The sequence below is a fragment of the Nostoc sp. C96 genome (assembly GCF_059384975.1).
This window is the reverse complement of the sequence record NZ_CM182020.1, coordinates 1093429-1110957: the sequence shown is the minus strand read 5'-3', so window position 1 is coordinate 1110957 and position 17529 is coordinate 1093429. Positions and strand designations below refer to the sequence as shown.

Genomic DNA, 17529 nt, shown 5'->3' with positions numbered 1-17529 from the left:
TCATACTTAATTAGTACTTAAGTATGAAATGGAAACATCAAGGAGTCTTTGTGTGAAGTGTTGAGTGGGGAGTGTTTTTCCACTCAACACATATCTCTATTTAGCTTACTCTTTTGGTTTATGCTTGGATTTGTGAGAGCCAAAGCTATAGACCATTGCTATTTTTACGAGGTCGAAATAGGCAGAATGATTATCTTTGTTGACAATTGCTAAAGATATCGAGCCTGCAACTAAAATGACCAAAATTGGTGAGAGTGTTTCGCCGGTGATGCCGTTGTTGTTATCTGACATGATATGACCTCCTGTAAAGTGATGCCTTTGGCTGAGAAATAAGCCAAAGGCAATATGTAAAACAGCACCGTGAACTGGGAATTAACGCCAGGACTCAAAAATCATGGCGATCGCAAATAAACAAAACAACGAGGCTGCAACCCGTCCAAACCAAACCCAAACCTCGGCAGATAGTAGGCTGTTAGCGAGGGCAAATGCACCGAAAATATGAAAGACTACAAAAGCGATCGCCAAACCAGCTAAAGCCCACATAAAAAACTTCAATCCTCTAGCGGTTAACATTAAAAGGGGATTTTGGTTGTTTTCGTGATAAGTTTTCATAGTTTTCTTCCTGTCTTCAGATGGGAGTTGCACAAGAGACCTTTCATCCTGTTTGTTGTTGCTCATAGAATTTCCTCCTCGATAGAAAAACCTAAGCAAAAAGCCGGACACGTAATTTTTGTTACATTGCCCAGCTTGTAAACTTCTCATTTATCAAAAGCCAAAGTCTCAGATGATTGATATTCAATTTTTCTGATTACCTCACCAAGCTGCCAGTCTTCTTGAACTTGTGATAGCTATGGCGATGGAGTAGTTTATTTTTGGTGGCGAGACTGCCTACAAGCTATCCAGGTTTCTAGAATGTGTTCGTGTAATTTTTGGATTTCTTGTAGTTCTTGTTGATTCAACTTGTGCTGATAGCTAATATGACCACTCAGTTCTACAATCGCTTCGTATTTCCCCTTTTTGCTAGAGATAACTAGCTGGCCGTGTTGAGTTGCCGACAAGGTTTCAATCAAGAGAATAGCCATGTGAGAAAAAACGAGAGGTAACTCAACTGCATATAACTGTTTGGGGTTGGCTAAAATTTCTGGACTGCCTCTTTCCTGTGGTTTCAATATTGATAAGGTTTCTGGGGATTGTTCTCCTACTTTCAAGATAGTTTTGATTGAGTTAGAGCCTCTAATAAAGTCTGGCAGCCCTGAGAAACTGGTCATTTTAGTTGCCCCCTGATGTTAGCTGTAGAGTCGGGACTTATCTGTATATCTCACATACACTCCTCTGTGTATAAGATAACCACATCTCAATTAAAAAAGCAAGCGCTTAAGAGGAATTTTCTTTAAAAAATGTCTGGTTATGTAAATTTAGTATATATTTTTCCTTATATATATCTCACGTAGATATAAAAAGCTATACTAGACGTAGGTTTTTATACAAAAAATCTTGATAAAAAGTAGAACATATTTTCTTCTATAAAATAAAAATATTGTCTACACTCATAGAAACTGAAATAGCATAGTTACCAACTAGTAATACAATTATCTGGTTACAGAATTTCTGTAATGACAGATTCTTTTTTAGACTTGACAGTCGTGCTATAAGAAAATATTCTCACATACTGATAAGTCAAATATATTGTGTGGAGCTTAAATGAGATGAACAGCGCAGCAGATATGCCTCTGCTTCCCGATGATTTCATTACAGGAGTTGCAAATAAACATAATGTAACGAAAACTGAGCTAGAGGCATTACTATTAGCATTAAAAGACTATTCTGGTGCAGAAATTGCCGAAAAACTAGCTATTTCTCAACCAGCAGTAAGAAAAAGATTAGGAGAAAGTTACCGCAAATTAGGTATAGAAGGGAGCGGTAATAAAAAAATTTATAACTTGAAACAGAAATTATACGCTCAATATCAAGGTATTCAAGAAAACTTTACTGCACCAAAAGAAGATTGGGGTGAAGCAGTTGATGTAGATGGTTTTCGCGGGCGAGAGACAGACATTAAGGATTTAGAAGAATGGATAGTTGGTAATGCTAATGATTCTGTACGGTGTCGGTTAGTAGCTGTTTTGGGTATGGGTGGAATTGGTAAGACGGTAATTGCGGCCAAAGTTGCCCAAGAAATCCAGTCACAGTTTGATTATCTAATTTGGCGATCGCTCCGCAATGCACCACCACTATCAGAAATACTCAACCAACTTTTGCGATTTTTACCTCATGATGCTGAAGATTACTTAACAGTTAGTGAAAATAACAAAATAATTTTACTGCTTGATATTTTACGAAAACATAGATGCCTCATTATTTTAGATAATGTCGAATCAGTGCTACGCAGTGGTGAAGGCAAAACTCAAGAATGGGCTGGCGAATATGAACCTGGGTATGAAAACTATGGCTACTTTTTTAAAAAAGTGGCAGAAACATCACATGAAAGTTGTTTATTAATAACTAGTCGAGAAAAACCCAAAGAAGTCGCTGTACTAGAAGGTAAAAATCTTCCAGTGAAAGTTTTACAATTATCTAGTCTTAATTTAGAAGAAGCTAGAGAAATTCTGCTGGATAAAGGATGTAAATGTACTGATGAACAATTAGAAGAACTGGTCAAAAGATATTCTGGTAATCCTTTAGCTTTAAAAATAGTAGGCACCACAGTTTATGACTTATTTAGCAATAACATTACGGAGTTTTTAAAGGAAATTCAGGAAGAAAATGCTGTTTATGGCGATATTTACTCACTTCTAGAAACACAATTTAACCGCTTGTCAGACCTAGAAAAACAAGTGATGTATCGACTGGCAATTCATCGAGAATATCTGTCTCTAGCACAGCTAAAAAATGATTTAAGAACTACAGATGTTGAGTCCAAAATTTTAGAAGTGGTAGAGTCCTTATTAAGGAGATCGCTAATTGAAAAAGAAGCCAACACCAGCAGGTTTCGGCAGCAATCTGTAGTGATGGAATATGTGACTAAAAGTTACATTGAAAAGTTAACTCCTGAATTTAGTGAAAAAAAAAACTGGAGTTTGTTCATGCCCATCCTTTATTACAAGCGCGATCGCTTGATCATATCCGGCACACACAAGAACGACTGATTCTAGAACCAGTTAAGCAAAAACTCATCAAAGCTTTTGGGACAAAAACAGAACTAGAAGCTTATTTACGACGAATGCTGAGAACTTTACAGCAGGAATCACCACCAACCAAAGGTTATGCAGCTGGTAACATAATCAATCTACTACGACAACTCCAGATAAATAAATCACAGCCAGATTCATACATTGATTTGAGTGGACGTGATTTTTCGGGACTGACTATCTGGCAAGCATATCTCAAAGATGCCAATTTACAAGATACCAGCTTTGCCAATGCTGATTTAAAGGGTTCTGTTTTCACAGAAACGATGTCTAGTATCGTTTCTGTGAGATTTAGTCCTGATGGCAAATTTTTTGCCACAGGTTTAATCACTGGAGAAATTAGATTATGGCGGACTGCGGATACTAAACAAATTCGCATTTATCAAGGTCATAGCGCTTGGGTTTGGGCTTTTGCCTTTAGCCCAGACAGTAAAATCCTGGCCAGCGGTAGTGCAGACTACACAATTAAACTCTGGGATGTGCAAACAGCTGAATGTCTGCAAACATTCACAGAACATACAAATAAAGTTTATTCAGTAGGTTTCAGTCCCGATGGTTTTCTATTAGCCAGTGCGGGTGAAGACCAAACTATTAAAATTTGGGATATTGCTACAGGGGTTTGTCAGCAAACACTTTTGGGTCATGATGATTGGGTGTGGTCTGTTACCTTCCAAGCATCTTCCACCACGAAAAATACTTTTTTAGTTGCTAGTGGCAGCGCCGACAGCAAAATTAAGCTGTGGGATATCAACACAGGTAAATGTCTCAAAACATTTACTGGTCATAACCATGAGGTTCACTCAGTAGCTTTTAGTCCCGATGGGCGAACCCTCGCGAGTGGGAGTGCAGACCGTACCCTAAAACTGTGGGATGTAAATACAGGTAAATGTCGGCAGACTTGGGAAGGACATATTAAAAAAATCTATTCTGTGCGTTTTAGTCCTGATGGGCAAACCCTCGCCAGTGGTAGTGAAGATAGAACAATTAAACTCTGGGATATCGCCCAGGGTGAATGTTTGAAAACACTACAAGGTCATTATAGTCAGGTGTGGGCGATCGCTTTCAGCCCTGACAGTCGCACCTTAATCAGTTGTAGTGACGACCAAACAGCCAGGCTGTGGGATGTGAATACAGGCAATTGTCTCAATGTATTACAAGGTTATACCCGCGATGTCTATTCCGTAGCCTTTAGTCCCAATAGTCAAATTCTGGCGAGTGGAAGGGATGACCATAGTATTAACCTGTGGAACTTACAAACATTAGAATGCCATCCTCTCACAGAACATCAAGGGCGGATTCGTTCTGTCGCCTTTCATCCCAATGGGCAAATCCTCGCCAGTGGTAGTGCTGACAATACAATTAAAATTTGGGATATCACAGACATTCGCCATAGTAAATGTACTCAAACCTTGACTGGACATGGTAACTGGGTATGGACAGTTGCTTTTAGTCCTGATGGGCAAACCCTAGTCAGCAGTAGCGAAGACTGTAGCATTCGCATCTGGGACATCTCTAGTGGTGATTGTCTGAAAAAAATCAAAGAACATAGCCATTGGGTTTGGACAGTAGCCTTTCATCCTGATGGCAATACTCTGGCAAGTGGTAGCGCTGACAGTCAAATTAAGCTTTGGAATGTCGCCAGTGGTGAATGTCTCCAAACCTTCACAGAACATCAAGACATGATTTGGTCAGTCGCCTTTAGTCCTGATGGGAAACTTTTAGCCAGTGGTAGCGAAGACAAAAGCGTGAAGTTATGGAATCTTCGCACAGGCGAATGTATTCACACCTTAACAGGGCATGATCAACAAGTCTACTCCGTGGCATTTAGTCCCAATGGGCAGATTTTAGCTAGTGCTGGTGCTGATACCACTGTGATGCTATGGCAAGTAAATACAGGTGAGTTTCTCGAAACTTTGAAATTAGGACATACAGCAGCGATTCGTTCCTTAGCTTTTACTCCCGATGGTAAATTATTGGCGAGTGGCGGCGAAGACGAAAAGATTCAACTATGGGATGTGCAGACTTGTCGGAGAGTGCGATCGCTTAAACCAGATCGGCTCTACGAACGTATGGATATTAGCAATATCACAGGCTTAACGGATGCTGAAAGAGCTTCTTTAAAAATGTTGGGTGCTGTTGATTAAAGTTCTCAGCTTTCCGGCAGTAGGCTGATCAAAAATGAATACATTCATGATGAAAATTTGCATCTGAAATCATTCTCAAGAGATATGAATGCAAGTACATCATTCTGTTTTCCTGTTCATTTATTGAGATGATTGGTGTTTTTATATTTCTTCCCAAAAATACCAATCAACTACCAGGGCATTACACCATCAAAAAATATTAATCTTAGGTGTGTAATCGTTGTGTTATTATCTCAAACTCAAAGTAAACAAACATCCACTCAGATTTATTCCATTAAAATTGTATTAATTGGAGAATTCCTGAAACACAGAAGCTTTAATGGCGCAAACAAAGCCTTGCCAGTTCTGGCTTCTAGTTTAGTTAATGCAGGATTTAGGCAAGTTTTACAACTAGATTTAGAACGCCTAGATTTAAGGATTGATGATGTTTTAAAGGAAATCATCAATGCTGATTTAATTATCTTTGCTGGCTGTCTCACAACTCAATGGCCAGAGATTGACGATCATAGTGGCAAAATTTTTGCCGAACTTCAAAAATATGGTAGAAAAAACGTACCAATTTTAGTTGGTGGTTATGCAACTAAAAGCGTCGAAGATATTGCCCGCATTACACCTTGGATTGCAGCTTTTTGTGATGGTGAAGGCGAAGAATCAATTATAGAAATTGCTCATACTGTTGCTAGAGGTACTTTTTATGAAGAGATGGAACATTTACCAGGGTTATGTTTTATAACTGATGATGGAAAATTCCATCGAACTATTACAACCAGAGTTAATAACTTTGATGATATTGACCAAAACTTTGGGTTAGTTCATGTACCGCAAGTACATGATATGGATATTTTTAAATCTTCAAATGGTAGACAATTAAAAACAGCCCAACTATTTACTCAGCGAGGCTGTCCGTGGGGATGTGGTTTTTGTAATAAAAGTAGTGAAAGTAATAGTGTTATCAGGTTAAGTGAAGCATCTTTGCGTAGACAATTACAGCAATTAAAACAGCGTGGTTATGAAGCAGTTTATTTAGATGTTGATACGTTTACAGTTCATGAGCAAGCTGCTAAACGAGAAGCCGAAATTCTTAAAGAAGAAGGCTTTGTTTGGGGTTCTAATACGCGCATCGATAAAATTAACTATGAACAGATGCGTTATTTAGTAGAACATAATTGTGTATATTTGTTTTTTGGGGTTGAGCATACCTTACCAGAAGTTTCATTAGCTAACCACAAATTTAACGGTTCTGTTGCTAGTCAAATTAAGCAAGCCTTTGATTATCCAGCCAAGATTACCAAAGCTTTTCAAGATATGAATCAGGCGGCATTACCTAGTAGTTATTTTTTGATTTTAGGCTTACCCAAAGCTAAACTCAACGATAAAAAGACTGAGATTATAGGTTATGAACCAACAACTTTTGCTGATGACATCGAGGCAATTCGTTTTGGTATTGAAAACTGTAACCCAGATTTTTTAAATTTCAATGTGCTGCGATTTATGCCTGGGAGTATGGCTGCTGATACAGTTGGTGATTGTAGCTATTCTTGTGTGCGTCCGTCAGGAAAACAGCCAATTACTGCTGGATATTTTTTACCACGAGCCGTCAAGCATTATGGATATCCCCAGTTTCTAGAACATGGTGTTTACCGGCTGTGTGAATCTGTGAGTAGATATCAACCAATTACAATGGCGATGAATCCTCAGAGGGTTTATGATACCATCTGCTACGCTATGCAGTTGATTAATGCCAAGATTGATGCAGGTGGTAAAGCGACAAAATTGTTTATTGATCGAGATTTAATAGCTTTAGGTTTAGTCAGTCAAGATGCACAGGGAAAATATGCGATCGCACCCTTAGAAGATTTTGCCCACATTTAAGCCGTTGAGTAAAATTAATTTTAATTAAATTCACAAATTCCAGTTACGGCGAAAATGAAAGAAGCCTTCTAATCTATCTTGCACATCTGGATGGTTATTTAATATTTGCTGATATTCTTGGGCTGTTTGAGTCAAAATTTCTGCAAAATTGGGATGAACAGGTGCTAAGTTAGCTAAATCTTGGATTTTAATTTTTTGATTGATGGCTAACGCAATTACATTTATTAGTTCTCCTGCACTTTGACCTAAGATAGTTGCACCTAAAATTTCGCCATTGCGTAACACAATTAATTTACAAATACCTGTAGTTTCGCTGTTGATTTGTGCTGCTGTTAAAGATTTAAAATATTGCCGTAAAACTAAAAATTTATCATCACGAAATTGTCGTTTTATTTGCGTTTCGGTTAACCCGACTTGCGCTAACATGGGATGTGTAAATATTCCCCAAGGTATGTGTTGATAATTGACATCTAATCTAGGGAAAAATAAGGCATTATTTAGAGCAATTCTCGCTTCATAATTAGCGATGTTAATGAAGTCATAGCCACCAATCACATCGCCACAAGCGTAAATCCGTTTGTTAGTAGTTTGCAATTTATTATTAACTACCAAGCGATGCTGATACCATTTCACGCCTACTGCTGCTAAATTTAAAGACTCAAAATTTGGTTTTTGTGCTGTTGCTACTAAAATTTCATCAGTTTCAATTGCTTTATCTCCAGCTTGAATCCATTTTTTATCATCAATTTGTTTGACTTGTGTAACGGCAGTTTGAGTTAGAATTCGTACACCATCAACTTCTAATTGTGCCTGAAGAATTTGAGCAATTTCTGGGTCAATATTTGGCAGAATATGAGGATGTTTAATAACTAGTGTGACAGTGCAACCCAAACGAGCTAAAGTTTGCGCTATTTCTAGACTTTGCGGAACACCGCCAAGAATCACCCAGTTTTGGGGTAGTGTGGTTTTTTGAAGCGATCGCCAAATATTATTTAAGGTGATATAACCTGTAGCTGGTAAACCTTCAATATTGGGAACGGCTGGACGAGAACCACTGGCTAGTAAATAGGTGCGTCCTCGTAATAGGCGGCGGACTGGATGATGGGAAGTGTTGGCTGATGTTGCTTCATTTTCATCAACGGCAAATGCCAAATGTGGTGAAGGTTGAAATTCACCTTTGCCAAAAATCACATCTACTCCCATTGCGGCTAGTGTCGCTGGAGAATTGAGTTCTTGAACATTGGCAGCAACGCCGTCAGCATATAGCATTGCCTCTTGCCAGGCAACAGATATATGGCATTTTTCGGCGATGTCGGCATGGTTGGTATGAATACCACAGCTATCTGCTTGATTGAGGGACTGTAAACGGTGGGCAATTTCGCTGAGAGTGTGATGATAAATAAATCCGTAATTTATTCGTGGTTCTACTAAAGCCACTTTCGCGTGCCATTTAGTTGCAGCTAAAGCAGCATAGCGTCCGGCAAGACTGCCGCCAATAATCACGACATCATAATCAATGGTCATTTGTCATTTGTCATTGGTCATTAGTTAATTGTAAAGACGAGATGATTAGCGTCTCTACAAGGTGCAAGATAATTCGTAGTTAGATTCTGACAAACTACGAATTTTAGAGTAATGTTTGAAGCGCTGTTAATAAGCGCTGGTTGTCAGACACAGAACGCACTGCTACTCGGAAAAAGCGATCGCCTAATTCTTTAAAGCTCAGGCAATCTCGAATTAAAATTTGATGCTGTTGGAGTAATTGTTGCTGTAACTGCGAACTAGATTGTTGTGATGCCACTAGTAAAAAGTTCGCAGCACTGGTGTAAGGTTGCAATCCGGGAATGGCAGCTAAACCTTGAAACAGTTGGTTTCGGGTTGGTGGTAGCCATTCCCAAGTTTGCTGTTGAAAATTGAGATCGCTAATGACAGCAATTGCGGCGGCCGCAGCTAGATTATTCACAGGCCAAGGATCACGCCACGACTGCCACAGTGATAAGCGATCAGGATGGGCGATCGCATATCCCAGTCTCAGCCCCGGCAGACTGTAAAATTTTGTGAGCGATCGCAATACGACTAAATTTTCATATTCCTGCACCACCGGAATTAAACTTTGTTCGGCTTCTGGTGGTACAAAATCCATAAACGCTTCATCCACCACCACTAAGGCAAACTCTTTTAACAGCGGTAAAATTTCCTGCCGTGAAAATAATTTTCCTGTCGGGTTGTGAGGATTGTTTAACAGCAGTCCTTTGTCGTTAGTACTTTGTCCCCAAAGCTCTAAGTGCTGGCTGCCAACACTCAGACTCGTGTCATTGTTAATTAACAAATGACTATTAACTGCTAAATCAATGGGAAACTCCAGAACTTTAGCGTTGTAAGCCGTCAGAGTGCGGTAGTAATCACCAAAGGCTGGAGTAAGCAAGATTGTTGCAGATAATGCTGCTAATTCCCTACCCACCAAAGTTAATAATTCTGCTGAACCGTTACCTGGCAAAATCCACTCTGGCGGTAATTGATGGAAGTGACTGAGAGCGAGTCTCAGTTCACTATATTCTGGTTCTGGATAGTGCCTCAGACTACTAATTTGAGATTGAATCGCAGCGATCGCACTATCCGGTGGCCCTAAAGGGCTGATGCTTGCAGAAAAATCAAGAATAGCATCACGGGGACATCCAGCCAGTGCTGCTGCCCAGGCTAAATTTCCCCCGTGTGCTGGTTGCTGCATCAAAATAAAAATTCCGCAAACTAAACTTAAGATTTTGGGGGTGCAACTCTTTCTCTAAACAGTTTACCAGCAGAGAAAGCAGGCACTTTAGTCGCCGGAATTTCCATTTTCTCGTTGGTTTTGGGGTTACGACCTTCACGGGCTTTACGTTCCCGTGATTCAAAGGAACCAAACCCCACTAGTGTGACTTTATCGCCAGAGGAAACCGCTTCAATAATGGTTTCTAAAGCAGCGGTTAAGACAGCATCTGCTTGTTTTTTGGTAACACTAGCCTTTTCTGCTACTGCATCAACCAATTCGCCTTTGTTCATATAAACTCCTTCAGGTTTACTTGAGATTTCATTCAAGATGCACCATGTAGCATCCTTACTGAAATCTCTGTTTGCAGAACTACAAAAGTCGTGCTTAGGGAGTATTTCTACTCAAAACGGCTACACATCCCTTTGGCTCGACTTTTCAATGAATCATTCTAAGGTGTAGCAGCCAGAAGTGGATATATGAAACCGTTAATTTATATGGATTTCAGGATTTTTTGTGTTTTTAGGGGGTGTGTTGCCCTCAAAACCACCCCTAAAGTAGGAATAAATACTTAGTAAAAACCCTGGTTGTGAGAGAAACAATTAAATTATTGGGCAAGAGAAAAATCTGGATTCATGTCTAATTACGGCCTAATTTAGTTAATTTATGCAGTTAATAGTCTACCAAGGGCGATCGCTGGGAATTTCTCAGCATTAAGGATGGTAAGCTTATCGCCTCGCTTGTAAACCATCACTGATTTTTGATTTTGAATGAGTTGCACCAGTCATTTTGAGAAATTCTGATACTCAGTGTTATGTGATTGTAAAATAACTTAACGTTTGCTCATGAGTTTTTGAGGCTTAATCTTCTTCATTGCCATTAGCTGGCAAAGGCTGGGCGATGTTGAAGCCAAGGTTTTGCTGCTTCGATTTGGGCTGCAAGACTAATTAAAGTTGCTTCCGCCGCAGGTTTACCCACAAGTTGCACACTCATAGGCACACCATGACTATCAAAACCAATTGGGAATGCGATCGCAGGTTGCCCGGTGGCGTTAGCCGCAGGACAAGGCGCAACCCAACGCATAATATTTTGGAATGCTTCTTCGGGACTTAAAGCCGCCCATTCTCCTACTCGAATTGGCGAATGTAAATATACAGGCAATACCAACACATCAAAATGGTCGAAAAATGCCACAATTTGCCGGGAGACAATTTGCAATTGGGATAAAGCCCGGAGATATTCGGCAATAGAACCTGTACGTGCCAATAACCAACGGTTAACAGGCTGCAATGCCTCTACAGGAAGTCCTGATGCAGCTACCCCAGCTTGCCAAACGATTTGGAATGGTTCGACTAAGCCGCTAAAATCTGGGCAGTTTTCTTCAACGGTATTCCCCAATTGTTCTAATAACTGGACTGTTTGTAATACACCTTGCTGACAATTAGCATCCGCCGTTCCCAAAGGTGTGATTTGAGTAGAGAAAGCAATGCGTAACCCAGAAACTTTTGCTTGGGTAGCGGCGAGAAATGAAGGTTCGGGGTCAGGTAGCCAATAAGGATCACCTGTGAAGTAACCAGATATTGCGTCTAACATAGCCGCTGCATCAGCCACAGTCCTAGCAATAGGGCCATTAACTGCAATTCCCCCCAAGCGATCGCCGACAGGGGCTTTAGTGACTCTACCGCGTGATGGTTTAATCCCGACTAAACCACAACAAGCTGCTGGGCCACGAATTGAACCACCACCATCAGAACCTTGAGCGATCGCACATAATCCTGCGGCTACCGCTGCGGCTGCACCACCACTAGAACCGCCGGGAGTATATTCTAAATTCCAGGGATTTCTCGCTGGGGGAAAGCCTGTTGGTTCGGTGTAAGGAAAAGAACCAATTTCGGAGGTGGCAGTTTTACCAAGAATAGTGAACCCTGCTTGTTTAATCCGCGTTACCACCCCGTCATCATAATTAGGCACGTTATTTAACAATGCCGGATTGCCGTAGGTACAGGTGACACCAGCCACAGCGTTGAGATCTTTAATGGAAATTGGCACCCCAAAAAACGGCGGTAGTTCAGTAGATGTCGCCAGCATTTCGGTTTTTGTTTGGGCATCAGCGATCGCGAGTTCTGCCGTCACCGTAAAATAACTTCCCAATTGGGGGTTCAAACGCTCAATTCTTTGTAAATATATTTCCACCAACTCCAGTGGGGACACTTCCCGATGGCGGATTAATCGCGCTAACTCCACGGCTGGAGTAAACGCTAAATCAATTTCATTCATATTTGACTTTAGTTACCAATTGTGCATTATTTAAAATTTTCAACTGAATTTGTTACTTTAGCAGGATTTACGGGAAGTATGAATCCATAGCTCCTCAGATTTTCTATCTTTCAGGATGCTGCTCTACCACCAATAAGATGAAGCTTGTATTCAAGCTAACACCTTGCTGCATAGTCATTTTAATTGTTTCACATCAACTTTCGGCAAATCCCCAAGGGATATTTATGGCTGATTTAGAAACTCTGGTAAATGAATTACCAAAAATTGTTCATAGTCTGAGGCTAAATATTGGACATTCCCATGACATCATGCAACAGATTGTCATGATTAATCATGGACAGGATCAACTACGGAATATTCAAGAAAAAGTTAAGTCCAGCCAATTAGAAAAATCTCCTACTACTACAGTTGCTTATTTAGATTCAGTCCCAAAAAATTCCAAAAATGGAGATTATACAGTCTACATATATAAATATGATTATCCAGGCTTGCTCACAGCAAAATTTGGGAAACTCCCAGCGGATATTGCCCTTAAAGAAATTCAAGCTAAAATAGAAGTCTGGATTGATTGGGGTGATTTAATTCAGGCTATTGCTGCTGATATTTTAAGTGATATTAAATTAGTGCAACAACTAAATATTGATGCTAATCATGATAGTATCCCTGCAACTTTTCAATCAGTAGAGGAAGTCTTAAAAATTCAACTAGATTTAAATAAACCTAGAATTCTTCAACAACAAATTCAGCAAATTATCCAAGCTCAAGAAGATTCTTTAAAAATAAAGGAAAGATTAGAATTTATTTTTAATAATATTAAGCAGAGCCATAATTTATTAAGCATTTTACTGGGAATCTCATCTTTTTGTGGTAAATCTGGCTTTGCACTAGAATGGCTAGATGATGATCACGAATTAATTATATCTGGGGATGGCAGATTACAAGAATTAACAGATATTATTAATGACTGTGAGTTTTACCAAACTAAAATTGATGGTTTGATTTTGCAGATTAGTTCTTTGAGAGTTAAATCAGAAAAAAAGTTACTCAAACCTAAATCTGAAAAATGGAAATTAGGGAATTATCATCCGCTAAAAAAGTTTAAAGAACAGAATTTAACTCACTATGGTGGGATAATTGCTGCTAGTTTATTATTCTTAAGCTTTGGTAGTTGGATGCTCAAAGCAGAAATTCCCCAAATCCAACAAATTTACTTAAATTTTAATCAAGAAGAAACTGCGATCGCTAATTTTAAAGCCGCGCAAAATCTCGGTTTAGAAGCTTCTGGTTTAGTACAATCTCCACCCCATCCTTTAATTGTTTGGCAACAAGCAGAATCTAAATGGCAAGAGGCTATTAAGCTACTAGAAAATATCCCGCACAATACATCGGTTTCTACCAAAGCTAAAGATAAGTTAATTACTTATCGTTTGTATCTTAATGTAATTAGTAAAAAAGTAATTACTGAAAATAAAGCAGTAAATAGTTTAGAAATAGCTCATAAATTAGCAATAGAAGCAAACTTTTTGATCCAAAGTTCACCTCATTCATTTTCGGTGCGGGAGCAAGCAAAAAATAAATGGCAAAAGGCAATTAGTACTTTAAAACAGATTCCTGGAAATACATTTGTTTATCAACAAGCTAAAGAGACTTTGTTGAATTATCAAGCGAATTATCGGGAAATTAGTCAAAAACATTAATCAGCATCACAAGCTTTTATCATACTATTACTAATAACACAAGCCTGAAAAATTCTGCCTGACTTTTTAGGCATTCATCCAAGTTGTATAGCTTGCTTTATCCACTTGGCTACGTCTTTTAGTGTGACTGTTTGTATTGGAGTAAGGATAAACCCCTGTGAGTGAAGTTTAGCGGTAATAACCGCTAATACTGAACTTGGCTCAGAAGCTTGTGCTACTGCAACATGAATATGTCCATCAGGATAGTCGGTTTGGCAGTTTGTAGCTTGTCTTCTAATTAGCCAAATGAATGTTTTACTATCAATTGATATTTTTCTTGTACCTTTTTTTGGTATGGACATCTGTATTCCTATATCAAATAATTTTTACTTTCACTAAAAATATATTTCTCAAATATTTAGAAATTTGTCTATGGTTACTATAGAAATTTCTGATGATTCAAATATTTTTATAAAAAATATTAAAATTATTGATTACAGTTTATGTTATTTTTTTATCTAGATAGTATTTACTAGATTTTAATATCTCGGTAATTCCTTATAGGAAGTAAGGTTTTTTTGAGCAATTCACTTGAGATTGCTTCATAACTGTTAAATACCGTAGATAAGTTTTTTAAATATTTTATATCTGTGAGGAGCAATCATGGCAAAGTATCTTCTAGCTTCTGCTAGTGGAGCTAGTTTTTTATGTTTAATCAATGGACTTTTACCCATCCAAGCACTAGCTAATGTCGTACCAGCAGAGCAAAATTTATTAGTAAATGCTCCTCAAAAATCAGCAATTCTCAATAGCGAAATCCCTAATCAGCTTAACCAGGTTAATCAAGCTACTTTACCAAAAACGGCTGAAACTAAATTAATTATAGCCAATGATAGCCCAGTAGCATCGCCTACTATTCCAGACAAGCAAGAAAGCCCAGATTCATTGATCCCTCAAGGGTTGCAGACATCAGATAACAATGACAACCCTCAAGTAACATCTGTATCACAGTTTTCTGATGTGCAACCAACTGACTGGGCTTTTCAAGCATTACAGTCTTTAGTTGAGCGTTATGGTTGTATTGCTGGTTATCCCAATAGCACTTATCGGGGTAATCGTGCTATGACTCGCTATGAATTTGCAGCTGGCTTAAATGCGTGTTTAGAACGAGTCAATGAACTCATCGCCACAGCAACTTCTGATTTAGTCAAGAAAGAAGATTTAGCAACTTTGCAGAAGTTACAAGAAGACTTTGCTGCGGAACTAGCAACCCTACGGGGACGGGTGGATGCACTAGAAGCACGCACCGCAGAACTAGAAGCAAATCAATTTTCTACTACTACTAAACTCAATGGAGAGGTAATTATCGCAGGTATTGGTGCTACAGGTGGCGCACCTAATCAGGGCGATCCTAATATTATCTTGGTGAATAGAGTTAGGTTAAATCTCACTACTAGCTTTACTGGGAAAGATTTATTAATTACTGGTTTACAAGCTTATAACTTTTTGGGTGGTGTAGATGGAAGTGGTAGCTTGCAAAGAGGTTTAGGGTTAGCTTCGGATTTACTGACAGCTAGTAGTGCGAGAACAAGTTTTGAACCGCTGTTTCCTGGTTTGGACGTAAAAACGTTAACAGAGCAGTCAGCTAACAGTGTACAACTATATAAGTTACTGTACGTTTTTCCGGTTGCTGATAAATTAACTTTATTTGCGGGAACTGCGGCGGAAGCAACAGATGCTTTTCCTGCTATCACACCTTTTTATGGTGAAGGACAAGAGTCAATTTCGCGGTTTGCTGGTTTAAATCCTGTAGCGCGAGTTTCTGGTGGGACTTCGGGGACTGGTTTAGCATCGGCGGCGGGATTTATATTTAACATCTCTCCTCAGTTAGATTTAAGAGCTTTATACGGCAGTGTCAATGCGAATATACCCCAAGAAGCGGGTGAGATTGTGCCAGGTGTTTCTAACACTCCTTTAGGCGCAGGTGTATTTGGTGGTAGTAGTGTTGTCAGCGCTCAATTAACTTTTAAACCCACTAGTTCGATAGATGTGGGTTTAAACTATGCCCACAGTTATCACGAAATTAATATCTTAGGTACAGGATTAATTCGTGATGATATTGGTGCGTTAGCTGGCGTTCCTTTAGGGACACCGGTGACGCTCAATTCCGTTGGTGGTACGGTAACTTGGCGTTTTTCACCAAAAGTTGCTTTATCTGGTTATGGTGCTGCAATGTTTGTGGATGATTCTTCTGATGTTGTTAATGCTTCCACTACATTTACTAGCTGGATGGTAGGGCTGCACTTTAATGATTTATTTAAATCAGGAAATAATGCGGGAATTCTGTTTGGACAACCGCTGTTTCGTTCTGATGCAGGTGGTGCAGCGCAATTGGCTCCAGATGGGGTAAATCGTACTACTCCTTATCATTTAGAGGCGTATTATCGTTTGAAGCTGACAGATAATATTAGCATTACTCCCGGAGCTTTTGTGTTGTTTAACCCTGAAGGTGACAGTAGAAACGAGACTACAACGGTGGGTGTACTTCGGACTACTTTTACTTTTTAGGATGTTTTATAGCAGTTATCGGTTGAGTGTAGCACTGTTTTGACCTCTCTCCAAACCTCTCTCCTTGTAGGAGAGAGGTTTTGAGTTTGAACTCTATAATTTGTACAAATTATAGATTTTAAAATGGGGAAGTTGCTAGAAAATATGCAAAATCAAGAATTAGATGTAAATAAATATGTTGAGCAAATGTCTTTATTATTAGATTTGCCAATCAAAGATGAATATCGTGATGGAGTGGTTGCGAATTTTGTAAGAATTAAAGCGATCGCTCAACTCGTAAATTCTTTTCCTTTACCCGCAGAAGTTGAATCTGCACCAGTATTTGAACCATAGTTGCTGAGAATCTACTGGACTCCTCAAGTAAATGCACTGAGTCTTAGATATAACTACCAAGATTAAGATATTAGCCAATAATGCCATTGGAAACAGGAAATGAGTAATTTCAATGCTGGTAGTTCATTGAAGTCTGCGGCTATTGGGAAATTTTTGGTGCGTTTGCTGTGGGTGTTGATGGGAATTGGAGTTATTTCTACGTTTTTCTCTTTGTTAGCAGTCATAGCACAGCCAATTTATCAAATATTTGCTTCTATTGATGGACTCATATCAATAGTTTCGTTGTTGATTGGTGTAATTTCAATTATTATTTTTTTGGTTTGGCTACATCGTATCCATGCTGATTTAAAAAATCTTTTTCAGGAATATCCAATTACTCCCGGCGGTGCGATCGCGCGATTTATGATTCCCATATACAGCCTTTGGGGAATATCTCACACCTTATCTACCTTTGCAGAAAAATTTCAAGCAGAAGGTGGTGATTTAACGAGTTTGAGTGAACGAGTGCGATCGCTGATAGCGCCACTATATTGTTTTATGATCGGGTCAAGAGCTTTGAACCGCATCGTTTTTGAAGCTTCTAAAAATCCTGGAGATAAATTTCTCCCTGTGTGGTTTTTAGTATCTTGTTTTGTCGACTTGGGTTTTACTGTTGTATTGTTACAACTCACAAAAACTATGGGGACTGCGGTTACTCAAAAAGCTAAACGCAATATTATCTAAAC

15 protein-coding genes are annotated in these 17529 nt (G+C 39.1%); 7 read left to right on the top strand and 8 right to left on the bottom strand.

Annotated features, from left to right (window positions below):
• Window positions 1–105: 105 nt before the first annotated feature.
• From AC504W_RS04865 to AC504W_RS04855, 3 genes are all read right to left on the bottom strand, one after another.
• Window positions 106–291, bottom strand: coding sequence for a hypothetical protein (locus AC504W_RS04865; protein ID WP_096583428.1), 186 nt, complete (start codon window positions 289–291; stop codon window positions 106–108).
• A gap of 81 nt (window positions 292–372) precedes the next feature.
• Window positions 373–678 carry a hypothetical protein gene (locus AC504W_RS04860; RefSeq protein WP_494876536.1) on the bottom strand — a complete coding sequence of 102 codons (306 nt, stop codon included), beginning with the start codon at window positions 676–678 and terminating at the stop codon, window positions 373–375.
• Window positions 679–866: 188 nt separating this feature from the next.
• On the bottom strand, window positions 867–1268 hold the full coding sequence (locus tag AC504W_RS04855; RefSeq protein ID WP_494876534.1) for a hypothetical protein: 402 nt from the start codon (window positions 1266–1268) through the stop codon (window positions 867–869).
• A 438-nt stretch (window positions 1269–1706) separates the two neighbouring features.
• Here AC504W_RS04855 and AC504W_RS04850 point away from each other — a divergent pair, with 438 nt between their 5' ends.
• From AC504W_RS04850 to AC504W_RS04840, 3 genes are all read left to right on the top strand, one after another.
• On the top strand, window positions 1707–3146 hold the full coding sequence (locus AC504W_RS04850) for an NB-ARC domain-containing protein (RefSeq protein WP_494876532.1): 1440 nt from the start codon (window positions 1707–1709) through the stop codon (window positions 3144–3146).
• A 74-nt stretch (window positions 3147–3220) separates the two neighbouring features.
• Window positions 3221–5332, top strand: a complete 2112-nt coding sequence (locus AC504W_RS04845) for a WD40 repeat domain-containing protein (protein WP_494876531.1) — start codon at window positions 3221–3223, stop codon at window positions 5330–5332.
• A gap of 222 nt (window positions 5333–5554) precedes the next feature.
• Window positions 5555–7204 (top strand): B12-binding domain-containing radical SAM protein, encoded by a 1650-nt coding sequence (locus AC504W_RS04840; RefSeq protein ID WP_494876529.1) that lies wholly within the window; start codon window positions 5555–5557, stop codon window positions 7202–7204.
• A 30-nt stretch (window positions 7205–7234) separates the two neighbouring features.
• On the opposite strand, the gene AC504W_RS04835 is transcribed toward AC504W_RS04840, so the two are convergent.
• The 4 genes from AC504W_RS04835 to AC504W_RS04820 all read right to left on the bottom strand — a co-directional run bounded on the left by AC504W_RS04835 (window position 7235) and on the right by AC504W_RS04820 (window position 12227).
• The gene (locus AC504W_RS04835) at window positions 7235–8728 is read right to left on the bottom strand and encodes a dihydrolipoyl dehydrogenase family protein (protein WP_494876528.1); all 1494 of its coding nucleotides are present in this window, start codon (window positions 8726–8728) and stop codon (window positions 7235–7237) included.
• A gap of 103 nt (window positions 8729–8831) precedes the next feature.
• Entirely contained in the window at window positions 8832–9932 is a 1101-nt protein-coding gene (cobD, locus tag AC504W_RS04830) for a threonine-phosphate decarboxylase CobD (RefSeq protein ID WP_494876527.1), read from the bottom strand.
• Between the two features lie 26 nt (window positions 9933–9958).
• On the bottom strand, window positions 9959–10243 hold the full coding sequence (locus AC504W_RS04825) for an HU family DNA-binding protein (RefSeq protein WP_015111786.1): 285 nt from the start codon (window positions 10241–10243) through the stop codon (window positions 9959–9961).
• A 586-nt stretch (window positions 10244–10829) separates the two neighbouring features.
• Window positions 10830–12227 (bottom strand): amidase, encoded by a 1398-nt coding sequence (locus AC504W_RS04820; RefSeq protein WP_494876525.1) that lies wholly within the window; start codon window positions 12225–12227, stop codon window positions 10830–10832.
• 137 nt (window positions 12228–12364) lie between these two features.
• Here AC504W_RS04820 and AC504W_RS04815 point away from each other — a divergent pair, with 137 nt between their 5' ends.
• Window positions 12365–13924, top strand: coding sequence for a hypothetical protein (locus AC504W_RS04815; RefSeq protein WP_494876524.1), 1560 nt, complete (start codon window positions 12365–12367; stop codon window positions 13922–13924).
• A gap of 74 nt (window positions 13925–13998) precedes the next feature.
• Here AC504W_RS04815 and AC504W_RS04810 read toward each other — a convergent pair whose 3' ends face one another.
• Window positions 13999–14265 carry a hypothetical protein gene (locus AC504W_RS04810; protein WP_494876523.1) on the bottom strand — a complete coding sequence of 89 codons (267 nt, stop codon included), beginning with the start codon at window positions 14263–14265 and terminating at the stop codon, window positions 13999–14001.
• A gap of 301 nt (window positions 14266–14566) precedes the next feature.
• Here AC504W_RS04810 and AC504W_RS04805 point away from each other — a divergent pair, with 301 nt between their 5' ends.
• From AC504W_RS04805 to AC504W_RS04795, 3 genes are all read left to right on the top strand, one after another.
• Entirely contained in the window at window positions 14567–16471 is a 1905-nt protein-coding gene (locus AC504W_RS04805; protein WP_494876522.1) for an iron uptake porin, read from the top strand.
• 144 nt (window positions 16472–16615) lie between these two features.
• Window positions 16616–16804, top strand: coding sequence for a DUF4089 domain-containing protein (locus tag AC504W_RS04800; protein WP_494876520.1), 189 nt, complete (start codon window positions 16616–16618; stop codon window positions 16802–16804).
• Between the two features lie 99 nt (window positions 16805–16903).
• The gene (locus AC504W_RS04795; protein WP_494876519.1) at window positions 16904–17527 is read left to right on the top strand and encodes a hypothetical protein; all 624 of its coding nucleotides are present in this window, start codon (window positions 16904–16906) and stop codon (window positions 17525–17527) included.
• Window positions 17528–17529: the final 2 nt, after the last annotated feature.